15 protein-coding genes are annotated in these 17,516 nt (G+C 39.4%); 6 read left to right on the forward strand and 9 right to left on the reverse strand.

Annotated features, from left to right (window positions below):
- Positions 1 to 17: 17 nt before the first annotated feature.
- Positions 18 to 1,004, reverse strand: a complete 987-nt coding sequence (locus A6E03_RS18750; RefSeq protein ID WP_065592901.1) for a sensor domain-containing diguanylate cyclase — start codon at positions 1,002 to 1,004, stop codon at positions 18 to 20.
- Positions 1,005 to 1,247: 243 nt separating this feature from the next.
- On the opposite strand from A6E03_RS18750, the gene A6E03_RS18755 reads away from it, so the two are divergent.
- The 4 genes from A6E03_RS18755 to arsJ all read left to right on the forward strand — a co-directional run bounded on the left by A6E03_RS18755 (position 1,248) and on the right by arsJ (position 4,410).
- Positions 1,248 to 1,577, forward strand: a complete 330-nt coding sequence (locus A6E03_RS18755; protein ID WP_065592902.1) for a metalloregulator ArsR/SmtB family transcription factor — start codon at positions 1,248 to 1,250, stop codon at positions 1,575 to 1,577.
- Positions 1,578 to 1,600: 23 nt separating this feature from the next.
- The gene (locus A6E03_RS18760; protein ID WP_065592903.1) at positions 1,601 to 2,602 is read left to right on the forward strand and encodes an ArsJ-associated glyceraldehyde-3-phosphate dehydrogenase; all 1,002 of its coding nucleotides are present in this window, start codon (positions 1,601 to 1,603) and stop codon (positions 2,600 to 2,602) included.
- A gap of 30 nt (positions 2,603 to 2,632) precedes the next feature.
- Positions 2,633 to 3,130: a dual specificity protein phosphatase family protein gene (locus A6E03_RS18765; RefSeq protein WP_065592904.1), complete on the forward strand. Its 498-nt coding sequence runs from the start codon at positions 2,633 to 2,635 to the stop codon at positions 3,128 to 3,130.
- Between the two features lie 68 nt (positions 3,131 to 3,198).
- Positions 3,199 to 4,410: an organoarsenical effux MFS transporter ArsJ gene (gene arsJ / locus A6E03_RS18770; RefSeq protein ID WP_065601507.1), complete on the forward strand. Its 1,212-nt coding sequence runs from the start codon at positions 3,199 to 3,201 to the stop codon at positions 4,408 to 4,410.
- A gap of 19 nt (positions 4,411 to 4,429) precedes the next feature.
- Here the strand turns inward: arsJ and A6E03_RS18775 are convergent, their stop codons facing one another.
- The 5 genes from A6E03_RS18775 to A6E03_RS18795 form a co-directional block, all read right to left on the reverse strand.
- Positions 4,430 to 4,960, reverse strand: a complete 531-nt coding sequence (locus A6E03_RS18775; RefSeq protein ID WP_065592906.1) for an MltR family transcriptional regulator — start codon at positions 4,958 to 4,960, stop codon at positions 4,430 to 4,432.
- A 49-nt stretch (positions 4,961 to 5,009) separates the two neighbouring features.
- Positions 5,010 to 6,158, reverse strand: coding sequence for a mannitol-1-phosphate 5-dehydrogenase (locus A6E03_RS18780; protein WP_065592907.1), 1,149 nt, complete (start codon positions 6,156 to 6,158; stop codon positions 5,010 to 5,012).
- A 79-nt stretch (positions 6,159 to 6,237) separates the two neighbouring features.
- Positions 6,238 to 8,190 (reverse strand): PTS mannitol transporter subunit IICBA, encoded by a 1,953-nt coding sequence (locus tag A6E03_RS18785; protein WP_065601508.1) that lies wholly within the window; start codon positions 8,188 to 8,190, stop codon positions 6,238 to 6,240.
- Positions 8,191 to 8,865: 675 nt separating this feature from the next.
- Positions 8,866 to 9,666: a glucosamine-6-phosphate deaminase gene (gene nagB, locus A6E03_RS18790; RefSeq protein WP_065601509.1), complete on the reverse strand. Its 801-nt coding sequence runs from the start codon at positions 9,664 to 9,666 to the stop codon at positions 8,866 to 8,868.
- A gap of 107 nt (positions 9,667 to 9,773) precedes the next feature.
- Complete coding sequence (locus tag A6E03_RS18795; protein ID WP_065601510.1) at positions 9,774 to 11,621, reverse strand: protein-disulfide reductase DsbD; 1,848 nt, start codon at positions 11,619 to 11,621, stop codon at positions 9,774 to 9,776.
- A 213-nt stretch (positions 11,622 to 11,834) separates the two neighbouring features.
- Between A6E03_RS18795 and A6E03_RS18800 the strand changes: the two genes are divergently transcribed.
- Positions 11,835 to 12,260, forward strand: a complete 426-nt coding sequence (locus A6E03_RS18800) for a universal stress protein (RefSeq protein WP_065601511.1) — start codon at positions 11,835 to 11,837, stop codon at positions 12,258 to 12,260.
- A gap of 68 nt (positions 12,261 to 12,328) precedes the next feature.
- Here A6E03_RS18800 and A6E03_RS18805 read toward each other — a convergent pair whose 3' ends face one another.
- Positions 12,329 to 13,630: an anaerobic C4-dicarboxylate transporter gene (locus A6E03_RS18805; protein WP_065601512.1), complete on the reverse strand. Its 1,302-nt coding sequence runs from the start codon at positions 13,628 to 13,630 to the stop codon at positions 12,329 to 12,331.
- 168 nt (positions 13,631 to 13,798) lie between these two features.
- Positions 13,799 to 15,247: an aspartate ammonia-lyase gene (gene aspA, locus A6E03_RS18810; RefSeq protein WP_065592913.1), complete on the reverse strand. Its 1,449-nt coding sequence runs from the start codon at positions 15,245 to 15,247 to the stop codon at positions 13,799 to 13,801.
- Positions 15,248 to 15,681: 434 nt separating this feature from the next.
- Here aspA and A6E03_RS18815 point away from each other — a divergent pair, with 434 nt between their 5' ends.
- A complete protein-coding gene (locus A6E03_RS18815) occupies positions 15,682 to 16,215 on the forward strand; it encodes an FxsA family protein (RefSeq protein ID WP_065601513.1) in 534 nt (177 codons plus the stop codon).
- A gap of 107 nt (positions 16,216 to 16,322) precedes the next feature.
- Here A6E03_RS18815 and A6E03_RS18820 read toward each other — a convergent pair whose 3' ends face one another.
- The gene (locus tag A6E03_RS18820) at positions 16,323 to 17,468 is read right to left on the reverse strand and encodes a murein hydrolase activator EnvC (RefSeq protein WP_065601514.1); all 1,146 of its coding nucleotides are present in this window, start codon (positions 17,466 to 17,468) and stop codon (positions 16,323 to 16,325) included.
- Positions 17,469 to 17,516: the final 48 nt, after the last annotated feature.

The following is a 17,516-nucleotide window of genomic DNA, read 5'->3' on the forward strand; positions in this document are numbered from 1 at the left end:
CTGCCGTTTTTATTTGATTATTTATTGATGGCTTTTTTTTTATCTTTTTCTTTATACATAGCGGTATCTGCATTCATGAACATGTCTTTAAGCGTGGTTGTTGAGTTATAGGGTTCAAGGTGCTGACCAATACTGATGTTACTGATATTTAAGCCTGATTGGTATTGTGTTTTCTCTTGGTAATGGTGACGAATACGTAATGAAAGGGCATTGAGCTCGGTTTCTGGTTCTTTATTTATTAGCGTTAAGACAATAAATTCATCACCACCAGTACGAGCGATAAGATCGGATTCTCTGACTTCATTTTTTAGAATACTAGCCAAAATTTGAATGCATTTATCTCCCGTGGAGTGACCAAATTTATCATTTACTTGCTTTAGATTATCAATATCAAGATAAAGTATTCCGATACTGTCTTGGTATCGTTTAGCATCTTTTCGTTTTTGTTTACCTAAAATGCCTAATCCACGACGATTAAGTAACTCTGTCATTGAGTCAGTAAGAGCCATTTTTTTATGCAGCTCAGCTGCTTCTGCCATTTTTAAGTCAGCAGTGATTAGTTTTGAAAGGTGAAGTAATAGCTTAACTAATGTATGTTTATAATCAGTATGCTTTGTATCTATGGCACAAATGGTGCCATAAATAGAACCATCAGGGTAAAAGACGGGAACTCCGCAATATGAGCGCACTGGGCCATTTTTAACGGCAGGTGCGTTAATCCAATATTCACTCTTTAATGCATTAGGAACATATAGCTCTTTGCCTGTTTCAACAATCGTACGGCAAAAACTTTTACTGTCACTGGACCATTGAGAGCCTTGGTGAAGGAAGCTTGTTTCATTATTACTGCTTACAAGAGTATGAAAAGAATGACCTGTAAACTCAATAATAGCGCCACAATCTGCGCCAAAAATATCAACAATTAAATCTGCAAGCTCTTGCCATTTTGATAGGTCAATTATGCAGTCTTGTGAATTAAAACGAGAAGCAAAAAAAGCTGTCATACGCACATCCATGTAAATCGGCTATTATCTAAATTTTGTATAGTTATAAAACTATCATTATTAAATGTTAATTTCATTGTATTAAGTTTAAAAGCACACTGTTTATCTTTTAGTTTAGAAAAGTGATTGCTGAATCGCTATTTTTTATATGAACTTTTTGTTACTCGGTATTTTTTCTATTGATTTTTGCATTACAGTGTATAGGATATATGGAAATGCATATATCCATATTTAAGGTTCGTTATGTTACCTCATCAATTTTTCAAACTGCTTTCTGATGAAACTCGAATTCGTTGTTTGTTACTTATCGCTCGTGAAGGTCGTTTATGTGTAAATCAATTGACTGAAGCGTTAGAAGAAAGCCAACCAAAGATCTCTCGTCATTTAGCTCAGCTACGTCAATCTGGTGTATTGGTCGATACCCGTGAAGGACAGTGGGTCTATTATCAAGTTAGTACAAATCTACCGGGTTGGTTAAATAAAATTATTGATGGGTTGAAGCAATCGAATTGTTTGCAAGCCCAATATCAAAAAGACACTGATAAATTAAACGCAATGAAAGCGTGTTGCTAACTTCATTTAGGGAGAAGAAAACGATGACAATTAAAGTAGGAATTAACGGTTTTGGCCGTATTGGACGCTTGGCATTAAGAGCTGCATTTGATTGGCCTGAACTGGAATTTGTACAGATTAATGATGTGGCGGGTGATACCCATACATTGGCGCATTTACTTGAGTTTGATTCAATTCAAGGCCGTTGGAACCATGAAGTGACTACCGATGGAAGTATTATGATCATCGGTGATCAAAAGCTTAAAACCACGCAAGAAAAAGACATCGACTCGGTTGATTGGTCTGGTTGTGATGTTGTGATTGAAGCGACGGGCGTGCACCGTAAGCGCGTATTTTTAGATAAATACTTAGCACAAGGCGTTAAGCGTGTGGTTGTGTCTGCTCCGGTGAAAGAAGAAGGGGTAGCGAACATTGTGGTTGGTGTTAACGACGATATTTTTGACCCAGCGGTTCACCAAATCGTGACTGCTGCATCTTGTACTACCAACTGTCTCGCTCCAATTGTTAAAGTTATCAATAAGGAGTTAGGTATCGAAAATGCAGCATTTACAACCATTCATGATTTAACCAATACGCAAACTATTTTAGATGCACCGCATAAAGATTTACGCCGTGCTCGTGCGTGTGGTATGAGCTTGATCCCAACAACAACGGGCTCTGCTAAAGCGATTGTAGAAATCTTCCCTGAGCTAAAAGATAAAATTGATGGCCATGCGGTACGTGTTCCTTTGGCGAATGCATCACTGACAGATATCATTTTTGAAGTAAAAAGAGACACCACGGTTGAAGAAGTAAATCAGTTATTAAAGGATGCCGCTTATGGTGATCTAAAAGGTATTTTAGGTTACGAAGAGCGTCCACTCGTATCGATTGATTATAAAGGCGACCAACGCTCAACGATTGTTGATGCACTATCTACTATGCTTGTTGGTAAGCGCATGGTGAAGATTTACGCGTGGTATGACAACGAAATGGGTTATGCAACTCGTACTGCTGAGTTGGTTCGTAACGTTGGTCTAGCTTAATATTAATGGCATTGGTTTAAGGAATTTAAAATGACACATCCTATTTGGGAATTACCGGTTACAGGCACTAATGGCGCATTAATTTTGACTCCGTGTCCGGGAACAAAAGGGGTTGAGTTAACGACCTCATTAGAGCAATTAAAAGCACAAGGTGTTGAAGCGGTAGCAACGGCATTAAACCAAGATGAGTTAACAGAAAAAGGCGTAGGCTCTCTTGGTGAAGAAGTGCAACGTCTAGGCATGAAATGGTTTTATTTGCCAATTGAAGATGATTGCGCTCCTGGTGATGAGTTTTCAGCACAATGGAAATCAGCAACGCCAGAGCTGCAACAAGTATTAGAAAATAATGGCAAAGTAGCAATGCATTGCATGGGTGGTTCTGGTCGTACTGGATTATTAGCAGGGCATCTATTATTGGATTTGGGGTGGGATCTGGATGTGATTAAGTTGCAGGTTCAATCCTTACGTCCTGGTGCTTTTACTAAACCAGTGCAAATTGATTACATCAATACCATAGCACAGAAATAATTTGCTTTAGAGAGGGTCTCAGAATGTAACTTTGTTCTGGGACCTTTTTATTATATTGGACGTTTCTTATGTTTTCTCAATTAAGCCATAGCGTACGTCAGTACATGATTGTGACCTTCAATTATTGGAATTTCACCATTACTGATGGTGCATTACGTATGTTGGTGGTGTTGTACTTTCATGATTTGGGTTACAGCTCGTTAGCGATCGCTTCTCTCTTTTTGTTTTATGAATTTTTTGGTGTTGTGACTAACTTACTTGGTGGATGGTTAGGGGCTCGGTTAGGGCTTAATAAAACCATGAACGTGGGGTTGGTAATGCAAGTGATTGCATTATTGATGCTGGCATTACCAAGTGTTTGGTTAACGATCCCTTGGGTGATGGCGGCACAAGCATTGTCAGGCATCGCAAAAGATCTTAATAAAATGAGTGCCAAAAGTGCAATTAAAATCTTAGTTCCGAGCGATCAAGAAGGGGCGCTTTATAAGTGGGTTGCTATTTTAACGGGGTCTAAAAATGCCCTAAAAGGTGCGGGGTTCTTTTTAGGTGGGTTGTTATTAACCTCGATTGGATTCCAACTTGCCGTGATAGCAATGGCGAGCGTACTTTTTGTTGTATTTATCGGCAGTGTATTTTTGCTTGATGGTGACATGGGAAAAGCAAAATCCAAACCTAAGTTTACTCAACTGTTTTCAAAATCAGATCAAATTAATATTTTATCAGCGGCACGTTTATTTTTGTTTGGCGCGAGAGATGTATGGTTTGTGGTGGCATTGCCTATTTATTTAGGTAGCGTGTTTGGTTGGGACCATTCGTTAGTCGGTGGTTTTTTAGCATTGTGGGTTATTGCTTATGGGTTTGTGCAAGGCTTTGCACCAAAAATAACAGGTAAAGCACAAGGACGTACGCCAGATGGCTGGGCCGCGTTGTATTGGGTTGCGATACTGTCGGTTGTTACTGGAGTGATTGCTTACTTAGTACAAATTGAATGGCAAGTTCAATACGTTATAGTGATTGGCTTATTGATTTTTGGTGCGGTCTTTGCGGTTAACTCATCGCTGCATTCGTATTTAATTGTCAGCTATGCCAAAGGTGATGGGGTGTCGATGGATGTTGGTTTTTATTATATGGCAAATGCGATGGGACGCTTAATTGGGACTATTTTATCAGGGGTTGTTTTTCAAATGGCAGGATTTGCTGCGTGCTTGTGGGTATCATTTGGATTCTTGTTACTAACGACACTCATCTCGGTTAAATTACCTAAAAGAGTTGCGGGGTAAGATGGAAAAAAGAAAGTCATTAAAATGGGCTTTCTTTTTGGAGTTCAGAGCAAATATCGACAATCGCTAATGATAAACCTGAACGGATCATTTGTTTTTGTCGGTCTATTTGCATTTGATAGAACATCAGATCATCATCATCATTTTGTGGGGTGATGTCTAGTTGATTCATCCCCATTCTTTTCACTAAATGAAGTGAATTTATAGGTGTAATAACGTGTGGGTCAGTGAACTGAAGTTCGTTCATTTCAGCATTCAACTTATTACGTAATTGTATTAAACCTTCAATATCATGATAGGTATTATTTGGTAATACACCTAAGCCAAAAAGCAGTTTTAACCTAACACTTAAATCGCCTAGAGGACCAGAGTCTTGAAGCAATGGACCGATCACGGATTGAACTGCGAAATCATCTTTACGAAAAATACGTTGAATTAAACCGTCGATAGATTCATTAAGAATATCGACAGCAATGATAAAAAAACCACGCACAGAAGGTGCATCGTCTAGTCGCTCAATGATGTGTGATTCGTTTATTACTTCTGTCATAAAATAGCCATAAAAGAGAGAGGCATTACGCCTCTCTAATTGTTTCTTATTAATTTAATGTATTAAAGATTTCTTCAATCTTTTCTGCTTCTGAACTGTCTTCTGTTAACCCAGTATAATGAGCTAATGTTGATTTTAAACCAAACTCATGTAAGCGAGCTTGCAGTTCAACAGCTTGAGGGTCGGTATTATTCACGTATTTAAATGCGGCAGCGATACCTTTTAATAGCGTTTTATTCTCTGTCCCATACTCTATTGTACCTAATAAGGGCTTGATTAAGCGATCATTTTCACCTAATTTACGGATTGGTTGACGTGCAACGCGATCAATCTCATCTCGTAAGTATGGATTGGCAAAGCGGCCTAAAATTTTCTCGATATAAGCGGCGTGTAATTCTTTATCAAAACCGTAACGACGAATAAGTACTTCGCCACTTTCCTCCATTGCTGTTTTTACTTCCGCTCTAATTTCAGGGTCTTGAATGGCATCGCGTACTGTTTCATGGCCTTTCAACGCACCAAGGTAAGCGGTGATGCAGTGACCGGTATTTAGGGTGAAAAGCTTGCGTTCAACAAACGCCATTAAGTTGTCTGTTTTTTCCATTCCAGCAATATTAGGTACGCCACCTTTGAATTGTTGTTCATCAACAATCCATTCACTGAAGCTTTCCACAGTCACTTCAAGTAAGTCGTCATTCGCCGCTTCTGACGGTGGAACAATACGGTCAACCGCGGAATCAACAAAACCAACTAACTCATCACAACGAGCATGAAAAGATTCATCAAGATGAGAGTAGACTTCGTTTTTAAGGTGAGTAGTACCTCGAACCATATTTTCACAAGCAATGATATTTAGTGGTGAACTATTATTTGCTTCAAAACGCTTGGTTAAGCCTTTTGCGATGGTTTTCGCAATAATATTTAATACGTTAGGACCTACCGCAGTTGTTAGCAAATCGGTATGTACAATGCGCTCAATCACATCGTCACTTGTCGAGTTTACCGCAGTTACGTGTGTAACGGTGTCTATTTGGCATTCAGAACCAACGACTTTCACCTTGTATGACTGGTCATGACAAAGTTGATCAACTAATGGAGCATCAACGTCTGCAAATGTAACAGCGACGTTTGAATCAGAAAGAACTTTACCAATAAAACCACGACCGATATTGCCTGCGCCAAAATGTACTGCTTTCATAATAATTACCTTCAATTTGATATTAGGAGATAGAACAACCCTATAGGGGGAGAGTTGTTCTATATTTTCTATATGATTGTTATGCTGCTTGTTCGCCTGAAAGAATTGCTAACATCTCACTAACGCTGTTAGTCGATGTTAATTTTTCAATGGCACCAGGCTCATCAAGCGCATTGGTAATTGATGTAATTACTTGAATATGCTCATCATTTTTAGCTGCGATACCGATAACCAATTTAGCAACGTCATCTTCGTCTTCAGTGAATTGAACTCCCGATGGGTACTGACAGATTACGATACCTGTTTTAATTACTCGGTCTTTGGCTTCTATTGTTCCATGTGGTACGGCAATAGATTCACCAAGGTAGGTTGGTACTAGTTTTTCACGATCAAACATCGCTGCTACATATTCTGGTTCTGCGTAGCCAAGAGAGACAAGTTGCTCACCGGCGTATTGAATCGCTTCTTCTTTTGTTTTGAAGGTTAATCCAAGGTGGATATTTTTTTCTTCAATTTGAAATGGTTGTGCTTTTTGTGGTTCAAAAAACTCATCATTCGCTGCTACTGGAGATATTTGTGGCATTTCATCATCGTTCGCGGCTTCTGGGTAAGTTGATGCCATAATGCGTGCGACTAAATCGTTGTAGATATGGCTATCTAAGAAGTTGGTTAATGAAATATGCTCTGCGTTTTCTGCGTGCTTACGTGCACGGTCCGTTAAATCTTTATGAGTAATCACAATATCGACATCCGTAGGTAAGTTATTGATAGCACAGTTTGTTACGCTAATATTTAGGCCTGCAGCTTGGACTTTTTTACGAAGAAGTCCGGCTCCCATGGCACTTGAACCCATGCCAGCGTCACACGCTACGATGATTTTTTGGATATTGGTTAATTTAGGTGAATTGCTTTTTTCTGCTGTGATACCTGAAGGGCTGCCTTTTGAACCTGACTTCATGTCATGCATTTTTGATGTTGCATCATCTAATGAAGTTCCGTCATCTTCATCAGAGGTTGCTTGCATTTTCATTAGCAGTGCCGCCACAGTAAATGAAACCGCTGTTGCTGATAAAATTGAACAGATAACGCCGACAGCCGATGCCTTTGGTGTTAATAATAAAATGGCAAAGATAGAACCAGGAGATGCAGGAGCAACTATGCCAGCATTAAATAGAGTGAGAACGAAAACACCCGTCATACCACCAGCAATAGCAGCAAGGATTAAACGTGGATTCATCAAAATGTATGGGAAGTAAATTTCGTGGATACCACCAAAGAAATGGATTATTGATGCCCCACCAGCCGTTTGTTTTGCAGAGCCTTTACCAAAGAACATGTAAGCAAGAAGAATACCTAGACCTGGACCTGGGTTTGCCTCTATTAAGAAGAAAATAGATTGACCAGTATCGTTTGCTTGTTGGATACCAAGAGGAGAGAAAATACCGTGGTTAATCGCGTTATTTAAGAAGAGAATTTTTGCGGGTTCAACAAAAATAGACGTTAAAGGAAGAAGACCAGCCTCGACTAAGAAATTAACACCACCGGCAAGACCGGCTGATAATACTTTAACAAAAGGACCAATAAAGTAGAAAGCAACAATCGCACACAGCATACCAATAATGCCGGCAGAGAAGTTGTTTACTAGCATTTCAAAGCCACTTTTGATTTTACCATCGACTTTTTGGTCGAACAGCTTAATCGCTAGGCCACCCATAGGACCAACCATCATTGCGCCCATGAACATTGGTATATCAGTACCAGCAATAACACCCATTGTTGTAATTGCACCAACGATAGCCCCACGTTCGCCGCCCACTAATTTACCACCGGTATAACCGATTAGCAGTGGAAGTAGATACGTAATCATAGGGCCAACAAGTTTCGCTAACGCTTCGTTAGGGATCCAACCTGTTGGGATAAATAAAGCAGTGATAAAGCCCCATGCGATAAACGCACCAATGTTAGGCATTACCATGTTTGATAAAAAACGACCAAAATTTTGTATCTTGATCTTTGCATCTGGTGATATCATAAGTGATTCCCCGTTTGAGGTTTTATTAAATATTCTAAAATGGCTCGCCAAAGCCATTGGTTAATTTCTAAGTACAGACATAATTTACCATAGATTTTTTAATAGAACCGATAACGGGAAATTCGTGAGACACCCCACAAATTCACCTTTCCAAATACAAATTAAGTAGATCTAGCTAGCATTTTGAGTATGAAACTTTGCTACATTTCGCTCAAATTCAATTTGTCAATGATAATTAAATGCGCAATATCTCATTTCGAGTCATTCCTATTTCCTGCAAATAGTGACGCTCATCACTATTAGTGAATTATTATTTAAATAATAAAAAATCAATATGATCTGCCTCTCACTTTTTGATTTCTTTCATTCCTCGAATTAAATGGCTCTATTTCTCGACCAGTAAAATGAAATTTAATTACAGATAAAAGTACTCCTTTGGTGTTGCATAGTAATTGTTGTCTATTTTATTAATTGGGATGAATTGTCGTTTTGATACCAATAATGAAAGCATTATTACGAGATTTTTTTAATAAAAGAGTATAGGAAAACGATTGTCAGAATAAGAGAATCAAAGTTGAGGGGGATTTAAGGTGTTTTTTGGAGGAGGGTTATTCGGAGTGTATAAAAAAAGGAGAGCTGATTTAGCTCTCCTTTTGTATTTATTAACAATGAATCTTAAACGTGTGTGATGTTTTCAGCTTCTAGTTCTTTAAAGTACTTAACTGTCTTCACTTTCAGTTCTTGTTGTGATGCGTCATCACAAACGATTACTGATTTAGGGTGAAGTTGAAGTGCTGATACTGTCCACATGTGGTTTACAGATCCTTCAACAGCGGCTTGCAGAGCAAGTGCTTTATTGTGACCAGTAATTAGGATCATGATCTCAGCAGAGTCAAGTAACGTACCAACACCGATAGTTAATGCAAACTTAGGCACTTGGTTGATGTCGCCATCAAAGAAACGAGAATTAGCAATACGAGTATCTTCAGTTAGTGTTTTGATACGAGTACGAGATGCTAGAGATGAAGCAGGTTCGTTAAATGCGATATGACCGTCGTTACCAACACCACCCATGAACAAGTTAATGCGGCCGTAAGACTTAATTTTGTCTTCGTAACGCTGGCATTCTTCTTCGTGGTTGTCAGTGTTACCGTTTAGAAGGTTAATGTTTTCTTCTTGGATATCAACATGGTTGAAAAAGTTTTCAAACATGAAAGTACGGTAAGATTCTGGGTGATTTGTATCAAGACCGATGTACTCATCCATGTTGAATGTTACTACGTTCTTAAAGCTTACTTTGTCTGCTTTGTACAGTTCAATTAGCTTTTTGTAAGTATTAAGAGGAGTTCCACCAGTAGGAAGACCAAGAACAAATGGACGATCTGCTGTTGGGTTAAACTCATTGATGCGGTTAACAATGTGTTGTGCTGACCATGCGCCTACTTGTTCTGCTTGGTTTAATGGAATAAGTCTCATCATATACCTCAAAAAATTAATGTAATTGTTCGCTTAATTGCGTTAATTCGCATTGTAAAATAAGTGTCTTCGTAATGCTAATGATTTTGGTCAATAAAGGAGCAAAATTATTCAACCAAGCTCACATTTTGTTGCAAATGCTGAATAAACGGCTCTGCTTTCATGAATCCCGTAAGGCGAGAGTCTGATAAATAATCGCCATTTGCATTCCAAAAATCGATGGTAGGCAAACCTAACACTTTAAGTTGCTTTAATAATTCAATATCAACTGGGCTGTTTTTGGTGACATCGGCTTGCAACAAAATAAAGTTGGATAGTAACGGTTCAACGTTTTCATCATGAAAGGTGTATTTTTCAAACTCTTTACAAGCGACACACCAATCTGCATAGAAATCGAGCATCACAGGCTTGCCTTGAATTTTTGCTACCTCAAGTTCTTTGTTTAATTCATCAATAGTAGAGATGCGCTTAAAGGTCACCGTTTGAGTAGTGGCAACTTGGCTCGATGTTTTCCCTGATATAGCATCGATGACAGGAATCGCTGAGCCGACAATACCCAAGATAGCGATGATACCAGCAACACTTGTTTTCCATGATTGGGGCATCGTTGCTTTGACATGATATAACCAACCAAATGCTACGATCCCAAGAGCAGACCAAATAAATGGCGTGATGTTATGAGGAAGAATTCGCTCTAATAAGAAGACTGGAACCGCGAGAAGAATAAAACCAAATAGGGTTTTCACATACGTCATCCATATGCCTGCTTTTGGTAGCAGCTTATTACCAAATACTGCGGCTAAAATTAATGGGATACCCATACCAATCGCTAAGGCATACAACGCAACAGCGCCTGTTAGTAAGTCCCCACTTTTTGCGACATAAAGTAACGCACCAGACAATGGTGCAGTTGTACATGGTGAGCACACTAAACCAGAGATTGCACCCATCGCAAATACGCCACCTAAGTTACCGCCTTTTTGTTGGTTACTGATGTCGTTTAATTTGGTTTGTAAGCTACTTGGTAATTGAATGGTGTAAACACCAAACATGGACAGTGCTAACAGCACAAACATCACACTCAAACCAATAAGAACGTAAGGATGTTGTAATGCTGCTTGGAATTGTAGACCGGCAGAAGCAACCACTAACCCAAGTAAGGTGTAGGTAAGAGCCATGCCTTGAACATAGACAAAAGACAGTTTGAAGGCTTTACCATGAGAAAGTTTACCGCCACCTAAAACAATGCCCGTTAAAATAGGGTACATAGGTAACACACAAGGAGTAAACGCAAGACCAATACCTAACGCTAAGAATAAAAACGGAGTCCACCAAGCATCACCCAAGTTGTCAGCCAGTTCTTGCTGTTGAGTTTGAGATACTACTTTTGGTTCAGGAGCCAACGATGTGTTCTTTTCTACGCTAACCGGTGCGGTATCGCTTTTTGCCACAACATGGGTGTTGGGCGCTTCATCTTGATACGAACTTAGCCCTGTTAGTGCGGATAGTGGAATTTTACGGATCTCAGGTGGATAACAGAATCCGGCTTTGGCACAGCCTTGGTATCGCACGGTTAACTCTGCATTATCACTAACCGAGATAAGAGGAGCTGTGATCGTAAGAGGTTCTGTATATATGTTTACATTACCAAAAAATTCATCGTTATGAGGTGTGCCTTCTTCCATAACTAAATCCGCAATTTCAGCACCATTAGCAGTAACTGAAATACGTTGTTGATATAAATAGTAATCAGGCTTTACTTGCCAATCTAAATAAACGCGATCGCCTTGCTGCATAAAGTTAAAAGGAAACGCTTCATTTACGGTTACAAAAGAAGAACCTGGTTGATTCTGTAGTTTGGTTAAATCAAACGCAGCTAATGCTTGTGGAGCGAAAGAAATGAATAGAATGAAGAATGATAAAAGGGCAGCTCGAAATCGGAGTAAATTCGTCATGTGGGAGTCTTTATAAAAATAGATATGGATATGACTATCGAAATGGTCAAGAGTTCGACAAGTATAGTATCAATTGCCGTAATGATCAGCTCGTTTCTAATGAGTCTGTCGGTCTGTTTTTTATGATTTGTTATCATTTCGAGATCTCAACGACACTATTTTCTCCTGACTAAAACTATGCTTAATTTACTAATAGATGAAGAGGGCGTTGTGATGAAATACAAACATATCCTTGTCGCATTGGATCTGTCAAAAGAGAGTCATGTTCTGATTGATAGAGCCGTTTCTATGGCTGGTTTAGTTGGTGCAAAAGTGTCTTATATTCATATCGATGGCACCCATGGAGAAATTTATCCAGAGCTGATTGATATCCGAGCAGAGCCTGAGCGCAAACCACTGAATGAGCCTTCAAATAAATGGCTGGCTGATTTTCAGCAGTACACTGACTTTCCTATTGAGAGCTTTTGGGTTGGAACCGGAGATCTTAGTCATAAAGTTGATGCCGCGGTAAAAGAGAATGAAGTTGATTTACTGATTTGCGGACATCACCATGATTTTCTCAGCAAAATAATTTCATATTCTCGACCTCTTATTCATCACTCACCTATTGATATATTGGTTGTACCGATTAAGTCATAATTAAATAGGCATAAAAAATGGCAGCTAAATTAGCTGCCATTTTTGGTGGTATATGTGCATTTTCTTAATTAAAGAATAATACCGCCAAATATAAAGCCTAGTGCAACAGAAGTAGAAATCGTTGCTACACCCGGAATGAAGAATGGGTGGTTAAACACAAGATTACCAATACGTGTTGAACCAGTGTCATCCATTTCTACCGCAGCAAGAAGCGTAGGGTAAGTAGGAAGTACAAACAGTGCACTTACTGCAGCAAACGAAGCAACTGCCGTAATAGGAGCAACACCAATCGCAAGGGCTGCAGGCATTAGAGCGGTAGTTGTCGCGCCTTGAGAGTAAAGAAGCATTGAAGCAAAGAATAAAACAATCGCTAGCATCCACGGATATTGTGCAAGGATCTCAGCCGAGAACTCTTTGATTTCACCAATGTGAGAAGACACAAACGTATCACCAAGCCATGCTACACCAAGCACACACACACACGCACTCATGCCTGATTTGAAGGTTGCTGCGTTTGCAATTTTAGACGCATCAATCTTAGTGAAAGTAACGATAGCGGCAGCAGCGGTTAGCATTAGCGCCATGATAGCTTCATTACGACCAATCGTTGGATGTTCAATCAGACCCACACTGCCACTGATCATCGTTGCATAAGCAACAACGGCTACAATAGCTGCACAGAAGATATAAACAGACGTTTTTGCTGTTGGTAAGATTTCACGCTTACCTGCACCGTTCATCTTGATAAGGCCTTTTGCAAGACGCTCTTGATAAACAGGATCATCTTTTAGCTCACAACCTAGGAAGTTAGCAACAAATGCACCAACCATACATGCTAGGAATGTTGATGGGATACATACCGCTAATAGCGTTAAGTAATCCACACCTAGTGGCTCAAGAATACCAGAAAAGAAAACAACTGCCGCAGAGATTGGAGACGCGGTAATTGCAATTTGAGAGGCAACAACAGCGATAGAAAGAGGGCGAGATGGACGAACACCTTGTTCTTTCGCTACTTCAGCAATAACTGGAAGTGTAGAGAACGCAGTGTGGCCTGTACCTGCTAGCATTGTCATGAAATAAGTCACGATTGGTGCGTAGAAAGTAATACGTTTTGGGTTTTTTCGTAAGAATTGTTCTGCTAGGTCAACCAACCAATCCATACCACCAGCCACTTGCATTGCTGCAATAGCCGTGATTACAGACATGATGATTAAAATAACATCGATAGGGATAGAACCCGCGTCTAAACCTAAGATCATGGTAAGGACAAGAACGCCCGCGCCACCCGCAAATCCGATACCAATACCGCCGATACGTGCACCTAAATAGATGAACAGCAGTACGACAAGAAGTTGTACAGCAATCATAATGTAACTCCAATGTTTGAATTTAAAATAATTATTCAGATTTTTATTGAGCAGTTATATACAGCAATTCAATAAAAGTATGAATGATTACTTGATTTTATTATCAGTAAAATAATGAGTATAAAAAAAAGCGAGCTTCAGTGAGCTCGCTATTTGAGGTGCTACGAATTATTCGTAACGTTTTGCTTTGTATTGCGGATGCATCAGGTTTTCTACTGAGAAGATGTCATCTAGTTGCTCTTCTGTTAGAAGGCCACGCTCAAGAACTACATCGCGAACGTTTTTACCTGTTTCAGCACAAATCTTACCAACAATGTCACCTTCGTGGTGGCCAATGAATGGGTTTAGGTATGTAACGATACCGATAGAGTTAAATACGTGAGCTTCACATACTTCTTTGTTTACCGTGATACCGTCGATACATTTGTCACGTAAGTTCACACATGCATTTTTCAAGATTTCGATAGATTCGAAAAGAGCTTGACCAATTACAGGTTCCATTACGTTTAATTGCAGTTGACCCGCTTCAGCAGCGAAAGTCACTGTAGTGTCGTTACCAATTACTTTGAAACATACTTGGTTTACAACTTCTGGAATTACTGGGTTTACTTTAGCTGGCATGATTGAAGAACCGGCTTGAAGCTCAGGTAAGTTCAATTCATTAAGACCTGCACGAGGACCAGAAGAAAGAAGACGTAAGTCATTACAGATTTTAGACAGTTTAACCGCAGTACGTTTTAGCGAACCGTGGATCATAACGTAAGCACCACAGTCAGACGTTGCTTCGATTAAATCTTCAGCTGCAACACACTCTAGGCCAGTTACTTCAGCTAGGTGACGTACCGCTGCTTCTTGGTAACCTGTAGCCGCGTTTAAGCCAGTACCGATTGCCGTTGCACCAATGTTCACTTCTAAAAGAAGTTGCGCTGTGTAGTTAAGGTTTTTAACTTCTTCTTTCAGTAAGATACCCCAAGCGTGGAATTCTTGACCTACTGTCATTGGAACTGCATCTTGAAGCTGAGTACGACCCATTTTTAGAACATTGCGGAATTCTTGATCTTTAAGATCGAATGCACCTTTTAGGTATTCAATCGCTTCGATTAATTTCATCATGCTGTTGTATACAGCAATACGGAAACCTGTTGGGTATGCACAGTTAGTTGATTGAGAACGGTTTACGTGATCATTAGGGTTAATGATGTCGTATTCGCCTTTTTCTTTGCCCATTAGTTCAAGAGCAACGTTTGCAATAACTTCATTTGCGTTCATGTTTACAGAAGTACCAGCGCCGCCTTGATATACATCTGAAGGGAACTGATCCATGCATTTGCCAGTTTCAAGAATTAAGTCACATGCTTTGATGATGTACTCACCAACTTGTGAAGGAATTGCACCCAATTCTTTGTTTGCTAATGCAGCTGCTTTTTTAGTGAAGATCATGCCACGAACGAATTCTGGAACATCAGAAATAGTGACGTTTGAAATGTTGAAGTTTTCCATCGCACGAAGAGTATGGATACCGTAGTAAGCATCAGCGGGAACGTGGCGTTCACCAAGTAAATCTTCTTCAATACGAGTTGCAGTATTTGTTTTTTCTAAATCAAGCATCTGAGTCATAGTAAGCCTTTAAGGTTCTATATTTTAATTATTGGATTTTTTTCCAAGTGACCATATCTGCGAGTAGAGTCCGTTCGTCAGAGGGTGATCAATATCGTACCTGATGCCTTGTTTTAACGTCATCATACACCTCTTTAGTGGTAAAAGTGTTAACTTGATCACTTTTTACGTCGAGTTTTTGCAAAATATTTCAAATTGAGATAATGCTCTCACTAGTTGTTAATATTTTTACTTTATAGGTTATATAACTGCTACTTGAGTTAATGAATTTGATGGCTGTTTACACTCTTTTACAGAGTTCTTTCTTGAAAATTGAACAGAAGTGCCGCATCTATCATAATAGAGAGATAAAAAGTGGTTTGCGGTTAATGCCTGCTACACTAAATAAAGAAATATAAAGCGAAAGATCGTCTTAAATCCAATCGAGGTGTGTTGTGTTTCCTATTTTATTATTACTGTTTATTTTTGTTCCCATAATTGAAATTGCACTGTTTGTGCAAGTTGGGGGCATGTTAGGAATGTGGCCGACGCTTGGATTGGTATTGGTCACCGCCTTTGTTGGTGCGTCATTAGTTCGTAGTCAAGGTATTCAGACTTTGATGTCAGTACAATCAAAAATGCAGCAAGGCGAGTTACCAGCTCAGCAAATCGTTGAAGGCGTCATGCTTGCTATTGCCGGTGTGCTATTGCTTGTCCCTGGTTTTATGACTGATGCGTTAGGAATGCTGGTTTTACTGCCTGCGCCAAGGGCGTATTTAGCAAAACAATTAATGAGCCGAATAAAGGTGAATGGTATCGGAGCATCACAAGGTGGATTTCATGCCGGTTTCGGTGGTGGCTTCGATCAAAATGCTCCTTTTAACCAAGGAAATCCGTTTGATCAAACAAGACAGAATGATCAACAAGGTGATGTGTTTGAAGGTGAATATCAGCGTAAAGAAGATGATCCAAACAAAACCTTAAAATAATTTACTCGCTATCTGAATTGAATAAAAAAAGCCGCGTTATCCTTCTATATAAATAGAGATAATGCGGCTTTTTTACTGTCTGACTTTACTGATTAATTAAGTAATGACTAACGCTTCAACCAAGAACGAGGGTTCTGTGCTTTACTGTTGCGGCGGATTTCAAAGTATAAAGACGGTCTGTCTTGACCCCCACTGTCACCAACCACTGCAATGGTTTCCCCTGCGCGTACTTTATCGCCTTCTTTCTTCATTAGACTTTGGTTGTAGCCATATAAGGTCATGTCGCCCTTACCGTGATCGATTAAGACCATTAAACCGTAACCTCGCAACCAGTCCGCAAAAACAATTTTACCTGAATATACAGCTTTAACTGGAGTGCCATACTCACTTGCTAATACCATGCCTTTCCACGTTAATTGACCAGTTTGTTTGGTGCCAAAACTATGCAATGTTTTAGGATTATCGATTGGCCAAGGTAGACGACCTTTTTGACGGGCAATACCATCCATAGGGACATTGTTTTTAGCTTTTGCTTTAGCAATCGCTACTTTTAAACGTTTTTCATTCTGCTGCAGTTCATTTAAATAACCATTATCATTCGAAATGCGCTTTTTGATGCTTGAAACGGTTTTCTTACGTTTATTTTGAGATGTTTGTAGTGTCTGTTTTTCTTTTGTGTATTGTGCAAGAAGCTCCGTTTGTCGTTGTTGTTGCTTAAGTAAAGAGGCTTCTTTTTCTTTCAGTTGCATTGTGGTGAACTCTAATTGAGATATAGCACCGACTCTGGCTTCTGATAAACGTTGAGCGTACTGAGTCATACGATCTATTTTATTAACATCATCACCGCTCAACACGTTCGACAGTTGATTGTTTCGACTCGTGAAATAGTAGTTAACTAGCAAGTCTTTTAGAATTTCAATCTGACCCACTTGTTGCTGAGTTAGCTCGGACTGCTGTTGTTTTAAGTCAGCAATAGAGGTCTCTAATGTGTGTAGTTCTTGCTTTGCCTTGCGTGTTTTTTGAGAGGCGTTGGCAATGGATAATTCATGTTCCTTCAAACTAGTTTGGAGGCTAGAGAGTTCTTTTTTCTGTTTACTTAATAGTGAGTTTTGACGAGATATTTCTTGCTTCATTCCCTTTAATTCTGCGTCATTAGCATGAGAGATAATAGGAAAGCTAAATGTCAGACACACTAACGCCGTCGTACAGAGTTTACGAAAAGAAAAAAACGTATTTAAAAGGGATATGTTCATTGCCGCATTATTTCAGATAGAGTGGACTCTGACTAGGCAGAGTTTGTG

Source organism: Aliivibrio sp. 1S128, from assembly GCF_001691065.1.
Taxonomy (GTDB): Bacteria; Pseudomonadota; Gammaproteobacteria; order Enterobacterales; family Vibrionaceae; genus Aliivibrio.